The following is a 14,112-nucleotide window of genomic DNA, read 5'->3' as shown; positions in this document are numbered from 1 at the left end:
AGGTAATATAAAAATATAAATAAACCTAGAAAGGGAAGATAAAATATGAGTACACAAATAGACCAAGGAAAATTACAAGCTTTAAATACGGCACTTGCTGGTATAGAGAAGGAATTTGGTAAAGGATCAGTAATGAAGCTTGGAGAAAGTGCTTCTATGAATATAGAATCTACTTCAACAGGATCATTAGGATTAGATATCGCATTAGGAATTGGAGGGGTTCCTAAAGGAAGAATAATAGAAATATACGGACCAGAATCTTCTGGTAAAACTACTGTAACACTTCATTGTATCGCAGAGGTACAAAAAAACGGAGGAATCGCAGCATTTATAGATGCAGAACATGCATTAGACCCTGTATATGCTAAAGCGTTAGGAGTAGACATAGATAATCTTATCGTTTCTCAACCAGATACAGGAGAACAAGCTCTAGAGATTGCTGAAGCTTTAATTAGAAGTGGATCAATTGACATAATCGTAATAGACTCGGTTGCAGCTCTTGTTCCTAAAGCAGAGATCGATGGAGACATGGGGCAAAGCCATGTAGGTCTTCAAGCAAGACTTATGTCTCAAGCTCTAAGAAAATTAACTGGGCATATAAAGAAAAGTAACTGTGTTGCAATATTTATAAACCAGTTAAGAGAAAAAGTTGGAGTAATGTTTGGTTCTCCAGAAACAACTACAGGTGGACGTGCACTTAAGTTCTATGCATCTGTAAGAATCGATATTAGAAGAATTGAAGCTATAAAACAAGGGGATAAACTACTTGGAAATAGAACTAGAGCCAAAATTGTAAAAAATAAAGTTTCTCCTCCATTCAAACAAGCTGAATTTGATATTATGTATGGAGAAGGTATATCTAAAGTCGGTGAATTAATCGATATTGGTGCTAGCCTTGACGTAGTAAAGAAATCAGGTTCATGGTTTAGTTATAATGATACAAAAATAGGACAAGGTAGAGAAAATGTTAAAAAGTTCCTAATTGATAATCCAGATTTAATGATAGAAATAGAAGAAAAAATAAGAGATCACTATAAGTTAGAAGAAAATGAAGCTTCTGAAACTGCAGCAGATATTAGTAATGAAGAATAAAAATAAAACCTTAGAGATTATCTCTAAGGTTTTATTTTTTGATTATAAATTTACTGAAAGCGAAAGAAGAAAGAAGATAGATAAAAATATTTATAAATATAAAGTGAAATACTAAAAAGCATTAAATTACTAATTATATTTATCCAAACTAGTAACTATTCCCAAAATATACATTTAAAGACTAGTTATATTTTATACAAAACTAGCTTACATATATATGCATATACTTCTCTTTATATTCATTTAAACTAAATTATATAAATATAAAGAAATTATTAATAATTATTATATAGACTTTATACCTTTGATATACCTCACAGATATTTTATTTAATTCATTGTATCTGTAAGGTATATATGAATTATAAACAAACCATTTTGTTACTTAAGTGTTTAAATATTACTTATTAAGTTCAGATAAATATCCTAAGTCAACTTCAAATTTTTCTTTCTTATCTAATGATTGAACATATGCTGTACCAATATTATTATCTACGCTTATAATATTAACTGGATGCTCTTGATAATAAACAACTACGTCATTCTTTTTTTCGTTTACTATTTCCATTGCTCTTCTTAATTGCATAAGTATCCTCCTCAATTTAACTTTAAAGTTATTTTTCATAATTATATTAACCTATGTAAAGCTTACTTATTCTAATTGAAAAAAATTATAAAAAAAGATGCGAGAAACATTAGTTTCACACATCTCATATTAATAAATATTTATGACCTACTACCTAGGTTCGACAATAAGTTTTATAGCAGTTTTTTGGTCGCCGTCTATATTTATATCTGTAAAAGCAGGTATACAGATAAGGTCCATACCGCTTGGTGCTACAAAACCTCTTGCTATTGCTACAGATTTTATAGCTTGGTTAAGCGCTCCTGCTCCGATTGCTTGTATCTCTGCACTCCCCTTTTCTCTAAGAACTCCTGCTAAAGCACCTGCTACAGAGTTAGGATTAGATTTTGATGAGACTTTTAATACCTCCATTTCAATTTACCCCCTTGTTTATACTTTATGCCATCTAAAACGTATAAAACAAAAACAATAATATAAAAAGTGATATAATTATTATAAAATAAGAAATTGTTAGAGTTCTAATCTTTCATTACTTCTATATATAATTCACAATCCCTTTATTTTTTTACAAACATCTCCCAATTTCTCTAAACTTATTATATCTTTGAGATATAATCTCTTCTTTTGAAATATTTTCGTAATAACCTAGCTCCTCTAATATATATAATTTTATATTATCTGCAACTAGTTTGACATCTTTTTGGGCTCCATCAATAGGTTCTTTTATAATTTTATCTACTATATTTAAATTATATAAGTCATAACTAGTAAGCTTCATTACTTCACTTGCTTCCTTAGATTTTGATGAATCTTTAAATAGTATGCTGGATAATCCTTCAGGTGATATTACTGAGTAAATAGAGTTTTCAAGCATGCAGATTTTATTTCCAACACCTATGCCTAAAGCTCCTCCACTTCCGCCTTCTCCTATTACAAAAGTGATTATAGGCACTGACAGTTTACTCATTTCAAGCAAGTTTCTAGCAATAGCTTCTCCTTGCCCTCTCTTCTCAGCCTCTAGGCCACAATAAGCTCCTGGAGTGTCAATAAATGTTATTATTGGTCTATTAAACTTTTCAGCTTGTTTCATAAGTCTAAGTGCTTTTCTATAACCTTCTGGGTGAGGCATACCAAAGTTTCTTTCTATGTTTTCTTGTAGGTTATTTCCTTTTTGATGACCTATAATTGTAACGCTATGTTTTCCTATTTTACCTATTCCTGCGACTATAGATGGATCATCTCTATACATTCTATCTCCATGTAATTCAATAAAGTTTGAAGTGATAAGATTTATATAGTCTTGAGTTGTCGGTCTTTTAATATCTCTACTTATAACAACCCTGTCGTAAGGAGATAAATTCAAATTATTATTATGCATTATTTACCTCCTTTTTACGTATAGCTATGTTTGAATTATGATTTAAATTATGCATAGAAAGTATCTCGTGAATGCTTGATTTAAGATGACTTCTACTTACTATTTTATCAATAAATCCGGTTTCAAGTAGATATTCTGAGGATTGGAATCCATCAGGTAGTTTTTGATTTATTGTTTGTTCTATAACCCTTGGACCTGCAAATCCAATTAATGCATTTGGCTCTGCTAAAATAATATCACCAAGCATTGCGAAACTTGCAGTCACACCTCCAGTAGTAGGATCTGTTAATAATGAGATATATGGCAATGATTTTTTTTCGAGTTTTGCTAAAGCTTGTGACGTTTTAGCCATTTGTATAAGAGATACCATTCCTTCTTGCATCCTGGCACCACCAGAAGCTGAACATATAATTATGGGTAGATTATTATCAGCTGCATATTCTATTGCATAAGTAATCTTATCGCCAACAATAGATCCCATGCTACCCATCATAAAATCAGGATTCATTACACATATAACAGTTTTAATACCATACATTCGCCCGTATCCAGTTATTACAGCATCACATTCCTTTGACTTATTTTTAGCTACATCTAATTTATCTATATAATTAGGAAATGTAAGTGGATCCTGTGTATCTACATATGAATTAAACTCTACGAAACTTCCTCTATCTATTAAAAGACTAATTCTAGATCTAGCTTCTAATTTATAATGAGTACTGCATTTTGGACAAACACTTAAATTATCTTCAATTTCCTTTTTAAATATTCGCTCTTCGCAACCCTTGCAATAGATCCAAAATTTATCATTAACACTATTTTCCTTTTTATTATCAAAAGAAACAGTTATGTATTTTTTCTTTGAAGATAGAAACTTCTTTATCATAATTAATATACTCCTTATACGATACTAAGAGCTTTGATAAAATTATTTTCAATAAACTTTGTATAATGAGTGTCATTTATAAATGCATTACTATTTATAAGCGATTTTTGAAACTCAACGTTAGTCTCTACTCCACTAATTATTATTTCATCAAGAGCCCTATTCATTCTATTTATACATTCTTCTCTATTTTCACCCCAGCATATAAGTTTTCCAATCATTGAATCATAAAGAGGTGGTATAGTATATCCTGTGTACACAAACGTATCAAAACGCACTCCAAACCCGCCAGGAATGTTTAATGATGTTATCTCACCTGGAGATGGCTTGAAGTCCTTAGAAGCGTCCTCAGCATTTATTCTGCATTCTATAGCATGACCTCTAAACACAACCTCTTCTTGTCTAAAAGGAATAGGCTTATTATCTGCTATAGATATTTGTAACTTTATTAAATCTATTCCTGTAATCATCTCAGTTACTGGGTGCTCAACCTGAATCCTTGTATTCATTTCAATGAAATAAAAGTTTTTAGAGCTGTCCACTATAAACTCAATAGTACCAGCACCTATATATCCAACTCCTTTTACTATGCTTAAAGCTGTATTATATAAATTGTTTTTTTCTTCATCACTAAGATAATCGCTTAATGATTCTTCTATAACCTTTTGATTTCTTCTTTGCATAGAGCAATCTCTACCACCTAAGTGTATTGCATTTGAAAACTTATCTCCAAATACTTGAACTTCTATGTGTCTAGGGTTTTCGATATATTTTTCCATATATAAGTCACTATTAGAAAATGCAGCCAAAGCTTCAGCACTTGCTAATTCATAACTAGAGAAAACTTCATCAGGAGAATTAATTATTCTCATACCCTTTCCACCACCTCCATTAGAGGCCTTTATCATCACAGGATATCCAATCTCATTTGCTAAACTAAGTGCTTCTTCTTTACTTTTTAACACCTCTTTTGATCCTAAAACTACAGGAACATTCAAGTCTATCATAGTTTGCCTTGCACGAGATTTATCACCCATTAATATCATTTGTTCTTTTGTTGGACCGATTAGTATTATATTGTTTTCTTCACATCTACCTGCGAATTCAGCATTTTCAGATAAAAAACCAAATCCAGGATGAATAGCATCACAGTTCAACTTTAGTGCTAGATAAATTATATTGTCTATATTGTTATAGCTCTTGCTGATATTATTAGGTCCTATACATATAGATTCATCTGCTAAGTATCTATGTACACATTCTCTATCAGCTTCAGAATATATAGCTACAGTCTGTATACCCATTTCTTTACATGTTCTAATTATTCTAACGGCTATATCTCCTCTATTAGCTATTAATATTTTCTTTATCATATATTTCCTCCAATCTAGAATGATTTTATTTTAAATAAAGGCTGATCATATTCTACTAAATCTTCGTTTTTTACTAGAATATCAATTACTTCTCCTCTTACTTCACTTGTTATTTCGTTCATAAGCTTCATAGCTTCAAGTATACAAAGTGTATCGCCTATTTCAACTATATCACCTATTTTTACGAAATTTTCGTCTTGTGGGCTTGGTGAAGCATAGAATGTTCCTATTAATGGTGCTACAACAAAAGAAGTCTTTTCATCATCATGTACTTCTACTTCTCTTTCTGCGCTTATCTCTTCTTGATAGTTAAAATCTGTAGCTTCTGATTTCTCAGCATATTTATATTCTACTTGTGAATTTGTTTTTGACACCTCTAACTTAATACCTTCTAAGTCTAGCTTTACTGAAGTTAAGTTTGTAGAATCTATAAATTTTAATAAATCTTTAATTTCGTTTGTTTTCATTTATTTACCCCCTCGTATTATTACCTGGTGCTAATATTATATCACAAAAAAATAAAATCTAAAAGAAAAAGTGCCGATTATTTTATCGGCACTAACTATTTATAGCATTAGATTCACTTTTAATGATACTTATTTCATCTAAAGTCAGCCCTGATATATCTGATATAAAGTCAATTGAGGCATCTTTGTTGATTAAATCTATAGCCATATTTTTTCTAGCTAAGTATTTTTTATCTTTTTTGTTTTCATTGCATAACATGCTATTTTCACGCTCGTCGAACATTTGTTCTTGAATCGGATTCTTAGCACCTTTACCATCATCACAACTATATTGCGAACTAACTTCTACACTCGATTCTATTTTATTAAAACTATTTAAATTTTCAGTACACTCTTCTGCTACTACAATATCACCTTGAGCAGAGCATGATGCAAGTTCTGGATTTCTTGAATCTTTACTTTTTTCATTAAAATTATGTACTATTAGTTTAGCAAGTGTAGTAAGAGGAGACAGTAAAATTAGTAAAGACGGAATTAAAAAGTTCACACCAGTTCCAAGTAAACCAATTATAACTGTAATTATACTTATAGCCATATTAAATCTATCCAATGATATCTTGCATATCATCTTACCCAGCATATAAGATTTCATAATTGAAAGTAATAGAGTTAGTATGCAAAGAGGAAATAAAGTATAACTTGATAACATACCTCCAAAGCTCAGTGAGTCAAAGTTACCTCCAATATTATTATATACAAACATATCTCCGTTTAAGTATGCATAGATACAGGCTATAAGTCCTATTGCAGATCCTAAAGCTTGAGAATACCAATTTAAAAATTTAGAGCTCATTCAATTCCCCCCCTTAAAAACCATATATTAATTAATATGATTCTATCTTTATAATTATATCTATTCCATATTAATAACAAAAAGCCTCCTATTTTATAGGAAGCTTTTGTTATATAAGACTTTCAATCGCAAGTTTAAGAGCTGTTATATCCTCATCTCTAGTTTGTAATGAAATAAGTTTATTTGTTAGATCTATTGCTGTCTCTCTATCATTAGATTCAATAGATTTATAAATAGAACTCAAAATATCATATTCTTCGTAAGTGAAATTTTGTTTTTCTAAGTTATTATTAAAAGAATGAATACACAAAATATTACCTCCTATTTTTTATTATAATTATATTGTAATCAAATTATTGTATTACAATACTTTTTTGTGTATACTTTTTATTATGGTAAATTAAGACTATTTTGATTAAATATGATTAATATGGTAACAATACAAATAAATCCACTGAGTAAAGGGGAGCGTTGATTATGTTAGACACCATTGAGTTTATACTTAAGATATTATTTTTAATTTTATCTATAGTTTGGATTGGTAAGATAATGATTTTAAGAACGGATAAGCAAATAGTTATAAATCCACTTCTTATTGCTATCTCAGCTATATTAGTTATACTACCAGAGACTAAAGATAACTTTGATATTATTGGATTTGACATTCAAAATATAAGAATTTTCTTATACGCTTTATATTCTATAGTTGTAATGATGGGCGTTTATGCTACTAGTCGTAAAAATGGAATGTTTTAATAAAAAAGGACTATCCTAAAATTAATTTAAGATAGTCCTTTTTTATATTTGTAATTTATAGTATTGTTATATAAATTACCGTACCAGAACATTTGTTCCCGCATGCTAAATATGGCATTAATATAGTTTTTGTTTACTTCTTAGCTTCACATCTATAAATTTTCATACCTTGAGACATAAATTTATCTTCGTATTCAGTAGTTACATTTTCATTATAGTCACTTTCAGCTAAATTAAGCGATATATTTTTTAATGCCCATCCATCTGATGCAATTTCATTTAACGTAAATTCAAATAGCTTCTCATTGTCTGTTTTAAAATGTATTTCTCCATCTGCGTTTAGTATTTTATCATATTTATTTAAGAAGTTAGTATGTGTTAGTCTTCTTTTCGCCCATCTAGTTTTTGGCCACGGATCACAGAAGTTTACATATACTCTATCTATTTCTTTTTCATCGAAGTAATCTAGTATATTGTTTACATTTCCCCAAACAAATAATATATTGTCTAAATTGTTTTCATCAGCTTTTTCAACTGCTTTTACAAGTACTTCTTCTTTTATCTCCATTGCTATATAGTTTATATTAGGATTTTGCTTAGCTAAAGTTGTTATAAATTTTCCACGACCAGTTCCAAATTCTACATGTATAGGATTATTATTTTCAAAATGAACACTCCACTTACCTTTCATTTCTTCAATATTTTCTTTAATAACGTAATCTTTATAGCTTAATAACTTCTCATCTGCACCTTTTACTTTTCGTCTTCTCATGTCATATCTCCTTGTATATAAAATTCACCTTACTAATTATAACTTCATTTCGATAGTTTATGCAATTAATTGTGAAAAAATAAAAAAGGATACTAATCATAGCTAGTATCCTTTATATATTATTATTGACCGCAGCCAGAACATCCTCCACCGCATCCGCTACCTTCTTCTATGTTCTCTGGTGCTACTCTGAAGCCATATTCTGTATCCTCAATTACAATATCTCCGTATTGATCGTACTCTTCTTTTGTCATAATGAATTTTAAATCATTCACTTCGCAAGTTATATCACTATCTTTTTGCTCATCTAATGCAAGACCAAATGATGGTCCGCAACAACCATTACCTGAAAAGTAAACCCTTATATTGTCTGGTCTATCTTGATTATCCTTTAATATATCTTTTAATATATCTACCGCTGTACTTGGTAAAGTAACCTTCATATAAAATCATTCCCCTTTAATATTTTATTAAAATTTTGTTTACTCAGTTTTTAAGTTTCCCCCTATAATTAAAAATAGTAAAACAAAGTACTTCAAAAAACAAGCCTTTATTGTTATAATATAAAATTGACAGATTAAGGAGGTAATTTTCATGAAAAAATATAAATCTTCTATTATAATAGAAGCATTGGGGTTAATAATCGGATGTATATCTATGAGTATTGGTATTAATATGTTCCTAAAGCCTAATACAATAGCTCCAGGAGGCCTTAGTGGTATGTCTGTAGTACTTAATAAACTTACTGGCATTTCGGTCTCTAGTATAATGCTTATTATAGGTGTGCCATTAGTACTATTCGCTTTTAAGATATTAGGAAAGAAGAACTCTATTAAAACATTAATTGGTACTGTTTTATTCTCTGCACTTATTAAATTAACTTCACCTTTATCAAATATCACTGTAACGGAAGATGTTTTACTTGCATCAATATGTGGTGCAATATTTGTTGGAATAGGTATTGGTATTGTTTTTATGGTAGATGGTTCTACAGGTGGAACAGATTTAATAGCTCTTATTTTAAGTAAAAAATTCCCAGGAATAAAAGTCACTAAATTTATGACTTGTTTAGATGGCATTGTAGTTATTTCATCAGGTATAGTAAATAAGAACATAGAAACAGCTCTTTATTCTGCAATCGCTCTTTATGTAATTGTTAAGATAGCTGATGCAATAATGGAAGGTTTTGATTATTCTAAAGGATTATTTATTATTTCAAATGAATCAGAAAAACTTAGAACTGCAATAACTAATGACCTAGATAGAGGACTTACTATTTTAGATGGTAAAGGTGGATATACTGATGAAAAAAAAGATATACTACTTGTAGTTGTTCCTAAGAATCAAGAAGTTCATCTTAAAAGACTTGTTAAGGCAACAGATCCAAATGCATTTATTATAGTAACTAATGTTCATGAAGTTTTAGGTGAAGGATTTAAAAGCTTACAAAGTTAAAAGCGGCAGTGCCGCTTTTTATTTTGTAAGCTTTTATTTTTTTCGTAAAGTTGAATTTATTTCTAAATTAAAACCATCTTTTAGATTGCATATGCAAAGGCTAGGTGTTGTATATTCGTAATCGCTAATAAAAGGAAATAAAACTGTATATCTACCTGCAGATAAATCATCAAAACTATATTCTCCTTTTTCCTTTGTAAATTTATAGAATTTATTTCCGTTTGAATCTATAAGAGTTATTAATTTATTTTCTAAAAACTGATTATTTGGAGTTTCCTCACGATCACTACTAATACTCAGTGATAGACACCCGTATATGCACCCTGTTATTTTACTTTTTTTAAGCTTTTCTATCCCGAAAGAAGCTGTAGATAACTTTATCAATATTGGTTGGATAAGAATACCACTTAGTATTCCTGATTTAAAGAAATTAACTTCGTGATAAAAATCCGCCTTTATTATACAATTTGAGCATATGTTTTTAACTATCATTTGTGAAATTGAATATAATAAGGATGGTCTTTCATCTGTCTCAAGCTTACTGTATTCCCCATCCACTTGGACATTATCATATAGTACAGGTGTATGTTCATCCCAAAGTATGTTAGGTTTAAAAGTAAAATCTTCGCCATAATCTACAACTACACTATTTAATAGTACGCATTGATCACTAGCTATCACTTTGACATTATGTGTACATATAGTTTTTATAAAAGATAAATCTTGAATTTTATTGTTAGATACATTAATGAGAGCTAAATTCTTTAGATTATTTAAACTTGGAATGTAAGATATATTGTTACACTCTAGGCCTATACTTTTGAGTTTCTTCATATTAACTAAGAAAGAGACATCTTTAATTTTATTGTCACTCAAATCTAAATCTGTAAGTTTATATAAAATACCTAAGTAAGACACGTCACTAATATTATTTTTACTTAAATTAAGTTTTAGTGCATTAAAGGCAAATTGTATTCCTCTTATATCTTCAATATTTTTGTAACTTAAATCAATTTCTTTTAATGTAGATAGAAACTGTTTCGTAATTTTTTCTTCTGATTTATTATAGGTACTAGCTAAGGCAAATTTTAAATCTTTACTTATCCAATCTTCTATAACATTATTATTTTCTGCCACAGCTGATCATTCCTTTTCTATAAAATTATTATTAATAAAGAGAACTAATTATTAAAGTAGTTATTTCTCATCATTTCATACTTATAGCATATTACGCTTTTATGTGGTTTAGTCGAAGTTATCTTTCTTATAAATTTTCCGACAAAGTTAAACCCCAATACTTCTAACGGTTTTTTTGAATATACATTTTCTTCATATAGTATAGCTATAATTCTATTTAGCTTTAAGTCTTCAAATCCAAACCTAAGCATTTCTACTGCTAATTCGGTGGATAAGTCGTTACCCCAATAAGATGGATTTATACAAATTCCCATCTCACCTTCTTTTGAATCTTGAGAAATATTATTGAAGCCAACATTTCCTATAACTTTTTTGCTCTTTTTTGATACTATTACAAAATGACCAATTTTACCTTTTTTATAATTATCTAGAAAAAATAACTTTATAAAATTATGTGTATCTTGTATATTTTTATGTTTGTTAAAAGGTAAGAATTTTACAACTTTTTCTTGTTGATAATATTCGAATAAGTCAGCTGTATCTTTTAAGGTTGCAGGCCTTAGTATACATCTTTTAGTTTCTAATGTTTTCATTTGAGGATATTTAATGTTATACATAATTGCTTCCCCTTTAACTATTTTATTGAATAGTATTTATATAGATTATGCTAGAAATAGTATAACTGTTCATATAAGACATAAAATATATAGTTTTATGCCATTTTTATAAAATATAGATTTATCAATAGTTATAGGTATAATTAATCATATTATGTCAGTTATATGTCAGAATTTTGTATGTTATTTATTTTTAGATTATGTTACAATAGATATATAATTGTAAAACATTGGAGGATATTATGAGTTTCGTTTTTATAAGGAAAAGAAGTAAAAACTATATAGTATATTTAGAATACAAAGACTTAGATAGCGGAAAGAAAAAGCAAAAGAATATGGGGTCTTATGATAAAAAAAGAGATGCTAATAAGAGAGCTACAGAGTTAAAAGACAGCATATATAATGATGATTTTCTAACTCCTAATAAGATGATTTTAGAAGAATTCTTAGCAGACTTTTTAGAAAAATATAAAGAAAATTTATCCATAACAACATATAATTGTTACAAAAGAATCATCACAAAATACATAGTACCTATGATCGGTAAAATAAAATTAGAAGATCTAAAACCATTACATATCCAAAATTACGTAGATGATTTAGTAGGTATTTTAAGTCCACAAACTATCAAGATACATATAAATATTTTAAATCTCGCTTTAAAAAGAGCTTATCGTTTAAAGCTAATCAGAGAAAATATTATAGATTGTATAGAGATTCCAAGAGCAAAAAAGTTTAAAAATAATATATATGACCAAGAAAAAATGATAAAATTACTTAATATATGTAAGGATACCGAACTACAATTACCCATATTTTTAGCAAGTGGTTTAGGTCTTAGAATATCCGAAATTCTAGGTCTTACTTGGGATAATATAGACTTCAATAACAATACAATAACCGTAAATAAAATCACAGCTAGATCAAACGGAGAAGTAATTTTAAAAGACCCTAAAACCGAAAGTTCAATAAGAACAATATCGTCACCTAAAGAAATTATGGATATGCTCAAAGATTATAAAAAAAAATACATAGAGTTAAAGCTAAAAGGTTTAATAAAAACTGAAAAAAACCTTATTTTTTTCGATAAAAATAATAAACCAATAGCACAAGATGTTATAAGCAAAAAGTTCTCAAGACTCTTAAATGATAATGATCTCCCACATATTAGATTTCATGATCTGAGACATTCCCATGTTACATTATTAATAAATTCGAAAGTTCCTATAAGGGTAATCTCAGAAAGAGTTGGTCACTCTAATATAAATACAACATTGAATACATATTCACATGTCCTTAAAGAAATGGATAAAGAAGCTTCTGACAAAATTTCAGAGAGCCTATTTAAATTAGGTTAAAAAAATAAAACTCACAATTATGAGTTTTATTTTTTTAACCTAATTATTAGTTTACATAATAAAATTATTTCGACGCTGTTACTTCTCTATTTTTACTTTTATATAAATACTCTAAATTAAATTTATTTTATCTTCAAACTGAAAAAAAGATAAGAAAACTAACCTTTTAAAATCGTTTTTAATGCCGTTTAAAAAAGTTAATAGATACTTAGTATTAAAAAAGATAAAACTTCTTAGAATCGCAATAACAAGCTGTATTAAGTTGTAGCCTAAAAATCCACTTTTTTAGTTATATTTCTAACATTTTTTTAATGAATATTTTCTATAAAAAATAATATAATTACAATAACTATATTATGTAAACTATATTGCTATTTATCATAAAATTTTTTTGATTTTAAAAATAATAATTCCAATAAGTATTATCATTAACATAAATAGTAATGTTAGAGGATATGCAAAAACAAAATCTAATTCCGGCATGTATCTAAAATTCATCCCGTATATCCCAGTGATAACTGTAAGCGGTGTCGATATAGCTGTAAGTAATGTTAGCTTCGTAATTAAGCTGTTTGTCTTTTCACCTACTCTGGAACTATAAATATCCAAAAGTTTATCCGCAAGCTCTCTCGTAGAAATAGCAAATGTATATAACTTATCTATACCAAAATCTATATCTTGGAAATTTTCAAGATTATATTTTTTAACATCTGAGTGCTTTAGATATCTAATATTCTCTTTAAGTATTCTATCTCCGATATACAAAAGCGGTCTTGTATTTTTTACTATAGTTCTAGTAATTCCTCTAATATAATTTATATCCTCAATATGATCACTACAGACCTTATCCATCATACCATCTTCTATTTTTAAAATTAAATCTTCGACCTTATCCAACGTTTCAAATCCTACAAGTATAACCTCTTTTATTATTGAATAATTGATTTTAAACAAAGTTACGGTTGAACTTTTTTCAAGTTCTAAATTTTTTGTAATCATATTTTTCACATAATTATAAATAAAGTGATTTTCCTCAACTACTACGACTATAAAGCAATCTGATAAGTATAAATTCACTTCTTTTATTATTGCTTTTTTCTCTATAAGCTCACAAGTATTTAAGCTTAAAAAGTCATATTTATCAAATAGATCTAATTTTGTATTTTCATCAAATTCAAGGCAATCTTCAAGCGTGTCTTGATCTATATCTAACGGTTCTTGAAGTAAATTAAGTTCATCTGGTGTACTTAATATAATATAAGAATTACCTTTTTTATAGAAATTTTTATTAAACTCATTCATAATATCTTTGGTACTTAAATCTATAATATACATATAATCACCACTCAATAGACTATTTAAAATAATAAAAAGAGATAC

At 28.4% G+C, this 14,112-nt stretch carries 18 protein-coding genes; 5 read left to right on the top strand and 13 right to left on the bottom strand.

The annotated features are described in order from the left end of the window. Window positions 1-45: 45 nt before the first annotated feature. Together recA and CHL78_RS21270 are read left to right on the top strand one after the other, a co-directional pair. Entirely contained in the window at window positions 46-1,092 is a 1,047-nt protein-coding gene (gene recA, locus CHL78_RS05420) for a recombinase RecA (RefSeq protein ID WP_116041232.1), read from the top strand. After that, window positions 1,082-1,207 carry a hypothetical protein gene (locus CHL78_RS21270; RefSeq protein WP_274541839.1) on the top strand — a complete coding sequence of 42 codons (126 nt, stop codon included), beginning with the start codon at window positions 1,082-1,084 and terminating at the stop codon, window positions 1,205-1,207. The genes recA and CHL78_RS21270 overlap by 11 nt, the downstream gene beginning before the upstream one ends. Window positions 1,208-1,491: 284 nt before the next feature. On the opposite strand, the gene CHL78_RS05415 is transcribed toward CHL78_RS21270, so the two are convergent. The 8 genes from CHL78_RS05415 to CHL78_RS05380 all read right to left on the bottom strand — a co-directional run bounded on the left by CHL78_RS05415 (window position 1,492) and on the right by CHL78_RS05380 (window position 6,947). Further along, the gene (locus CHL78_RS05415) at window positions 1,492-1,677 is read right to left on the bottom strand and encodes a small, acid-soluble spore protein, H family (protein ID WP_094367633.1); all 186 of its coding nucleotides are present in this window, start codon (window positions 1,675-1,677) and stop codon (window positions 1,492-1,494) included. A 150-nt stretch (window positions 1,678-1,827) separates the two neighbouring features. After that, a complete protein-coding gene (locus CHL78_RS05410) occupies window positions 1,828-2,088 on the bottom strand; it encodes a stage V sporulation protein S (protein WP_094367634.1) in 261 nt (86 codons plus the stop codon). Between the two features lie 154 nt (window positions 2,089-2,242). Further along, window positions 2,243-3,055: an acetyl-CoA carboxylase carboxyltransferase subunit alpha gene (locus CHL78_RS05405; protein WP_094367635.1), complete on the bottom strand. Its 813-nt coding sequence runs from the start codon at window positions 3,053-3,055 to the stop codon at window positions 2,243-2,245. Then, window positions 3,048-3,944 (bottom strand): acetyl-CoA carboxylase, carboxyltransferase subunit beta, encoded by an 897-nt coding sequence (accD, locus tag CHL78_RS05400; RefSeq protein WP_094367636.1) that lies wholly within the window; start codon window positions 3,942-3,944, stop codon window positions 3,048-3,050. Before accD ends, CHL78_RS05405 begins: the two co-directional genes overlap by 8 nt. Before the next feature lie 14 nt (window positions 3,945-3,958). Further along, entirely contained in the window at window positions 3,959-5,317 is a 1,359-nt protein-coding gene (accC, locus tag CHL78_RS05395) for an acetyl-CoA carboxylase biotin carboxylase subunit (protein ID WP_094367637.1), read from the bottom strand. 14 nt (window positions 5,318-5,331) lie between these two features. Continuing rightward, window positions 5,332-5,784: an acetyl-CoA carboxylase biotin carboxyl carrier protein gene (accB, locus tag CHL78_RS05390; RefSeq protein ID WP_094367638.1), complete on the bottom strand. Its 453-nt coding sequence runs from the start codon at window positions 5,782-5,784 to the stop codon at window positions 5,332-5,334. 91 nt (window positions 5,785-5,875) lie between these two features. Further along, entirely contained in the window at window positions 5,876-6,637 is a 762-nt protein-coding gene (locus CHL78_RS05385; protein WP_094367639.1) for a hypothetical protein, read from the bottom strand. A 109-nt stretch (window positions 6,638-6,746) separates the two neighbouring features. Then, window positions 6,747-6,947, bottom strand: coding sequence for a hypothetical protein (locus CHL78_RS05380; protein ID WP_094367640.1), 201 nt, complete (start codon window positions 6,945-6,947; stop codon window positions 6,747-6,749). Window positions 6,948-7,114: 167 nt separating this feature from the next. On the opposite strand from CHL78_RS05380, the gene CHL78_RS05375 reads away from it, so the two are divergent. Beyond that, the gene (locus CHL78_RS05375; protein ID WP_094367641.1) at window positions 7,115-7,393 is read left to right on the top strand and encodes a hypothetical protein; all 279 of its coding nucleotides are present in this window, start codon (window positions 7,115-7,117) and stop codon (window positions 7,391-7,393) included. A 133-nt stretch (window positions 7,394-7,526) separates the two neighbouring features. On the opposite strand, the gene trmB is transcribed toward CHL78_RS05375, so the two are convergent. After that, the gene (trmB, locus tag CHL78_RS05370) at window positions 7,527-8,165 is read right to left on the bottom strand and encodes a tRNA (guanosine(46)-N7)-methyltransferase TrmB (protein WP_094367642.1); all 639 of its coding nucleotides are present in this window, start codon (window positions 8,163-8,165) and stop codon (window positions 7,527-7,529) included. A gap of 122 nt (window positions 8,166-8,287) precedes the next feature. Continuing rightward, window positions 8,288-8,608 (bottom strand): Fe-S cluster assembly protein HesB, encoded by a 321-nt coding sequence (locus tag CHL78_RS05365; RefSeq protein WP_094367643.1) that lies wholly within the window; start codon window positions 8,606-8,608, stop codon window positions 8,288-8,290. 151 nt (window positions 8,609-8,759) lie between these two features. Here CHL78_RS05365 and CHL78_RS05360 point away from each other — a divergent pair, with 151 nt between their 5' ends. Next, complete coding sequence (locus CHL78_RS05360; protein ID WP_094367644.1) at window positions 8,760-9,620, top strand: YitT family protein; 861 nt, start codon at window positions 8,760-8,762, stop codon at window positions 9,618-9,620. A 33-nt stretch (window positions 9,621-9,653) separates the two neighbouring features. Here the strand turns inward: CHL78_RS05360 and CHL78_RS05355 are convergent, their stop codons facing one another. Both CHL78_RS05355 and CHL78_RS05350 read right to left on the bottom strand, forming a co-directional pair. Beyond that, window positions 9,654-10,757 carry a hypothetical protein gene (locus CHL78_RS05355; protein WP_094367645.1) on the bottom strand — a complete coding sequence of 368 codons (1,104 nt, stop codon included), beginning with the start codon at window positions 10,755-10,757 and terminating at the stop codon, window positions 9,654-9,656. A 44-nt stretch (window positions 10,758-10,801) separates the two neighbouring features. After that, window positions 10,802-11,374, bottom strand: coding sequence for a GNAT family N-acetyltransferase (locus CHL78_RS05350; protein ID WP_094367646.1), 573 nt, complete (start codon window positions 11,372-11,374; stop codon window positions 10,802-10,804). 242 nt (window positions 11,375-11,616) lie between these two features. Here CHL78_RS05350 and CHL78_RS05345 point away from each other — a divergent pair, with 242 nt between their 5' ends. Beyond that, window positions 11,617-12,732, top strand: coding sequence for a tyrosine-type recombinase/integrase (locus CHL78_RS05345; RefSeq protein WP_094367647.1), 1,116 nt, complete (start codon window positions 11,617-11,619; stop codon window positions 12,730-12,732). 378 nt (window positions 12,733-13,110) lie between these two features. On the opposite strand, the gene CHL78_RS05340 is transcribed toward CHL78_RS05345, so the two are convergent. After that, window positions 13,111-14,067, bottom strand: coding sequence for a magnesium transporter CorA family protein (locus tag CHL78_RS05340; protein ID WP_094367648.1), 957 nt, complete (start codon window positions 14,065-14,067; stop codon window positions 13,111-13,113). Window positions 14,068-14,112: the final 45 nt, after the last annotated feature.

The organism is Romboutsia weinsteinii (assembly GCF_002250835.2).
GTDB lineage: Bacteria > Bacillota > Clostridia > Peptostreptococcales > Peptostreptococcaceae > Romboutsia_A > Romboutsia_A weinsteinii.
This window is presented reverse-complemented; position numbering and strand designations above follow the sequence as displayed.

What these genes read in the sequence shown, in the direction of transcription:
- CHL78_RS05345 (WP_094367647.1), top strand. Translation starts at nt 11,617, where the DNA reads ATGAGTTTCGTTTTTATAAGGAAAAGAAGTAAAAACTATATAGTATAT.
- CHL78_RS05365 (WP_094367643.1), bottom strand. Translation starts at nt 8,608, where the DNA reads ATGAAGGTTACTTTACCAAGTACAGCGGTAGATATATTAAAAGATATA.
- recA (WP_116041232.1), top strand. Translation starts at nt 46, where the DNA reads ATGAGTACACAAATAGACCAAGGAAAATTACAAGCTTTAAATACGGCA.
- trmB (WP_094367642.1), bottom strand. Translation starts at nt 8,165, where the DNA reads ATGAGAAGACGAAAAGTAAAAGGTGCAGATGAGAAGTTATTAAGCTAT.
- CHL78_RS05360 (WP_094367644.1), top strand. Translation starts at nt 8,760, where the DNA reads ATGAAAAAATATAAATCTTCTATTATAATAGAAGCATTGGGGTTAATA.
- CHL78_RS05415 (WP_094367633.1), bottom strand. Translation starts at nt 1,677, where the DNA reads ATGCAATTAAGAAGAGCAATGGAAATAGTAAACGAAAAAAAGAATGAC.
- CHL78_RS05385 (WP_094367639.1), bottom strand. Translation starts at nt 6,637, where the DNA reads ATGAGCTCTAAATTTTTAAATTGGTATTCTCAAGCTTTAGGATCTGCA.
- CHL78_RS05375 (WP_094367641.1), top strand. Translation starts at nt 7,115, where the DNA reads ATGTTAGACACCATTGAGTTTATACTTAAGATATTATTTTTAATTTTA.
- accB (WP_094367638.1), bottom strand. Translation starts at nt 5,784, where the DNA reads ATGAAAACAAACGAAATTAAAGATTTATTAAAATTTATAGATTCTACA.
- CHL78_RS05405 (WP_094367635.1), bottom strand. Translation starts at nt 3,055, where the DNA reads ATGCATAATAATAATTTGAATTTATCTCCTTACGACAGGGTTGTTATA.
- CHL78_RS05340 (WP_094367648.1), bottom strand. Translation starts at nt 14,067, where the DNA reads ATGTATATTATAGATTTAAGTACCAAAGATATTATGAATGAGTTTAAT.
- CHL78_RS05350 (WP_094367646.1), bottom strand. Translation starts at nt 11,374, where the DNA reads ATGTATAACATTAAATATCCTCAAATGAAAACATTAGAAACTAAAAGA.
- accC (WP_094367637.1), bottom strand. Translation starts at nt 5,317, where the DNA reads ATGATAAAGAAAATATTAATAGCTAATAGAGGAGATATAGCCGTTAGA.
- accD (WP_094367636.1), bottom strand. Translation starts at nt 3,944, where the DNA reads ATGATAAAGAAGTTTCTATCTTCAAAGAAAAAATACATAACTGTTTCT.
- CHL78_RS05410 (WP_094367634.1), bottom strand. Translation starts at nt 2,088, where the DNA reads ATGGAGGTATTAAAAGTCTCATCAAAATCTAATCCTAACTCTGTAGCA.
- CHL78_RS21270 (WP_274541839.1), top strand. Translation starts at nt 1,082, where the DNA reads ATGAAGAATAAAAATAAAACCTTAGAGATTATCTCTAAGGTTTTATTT.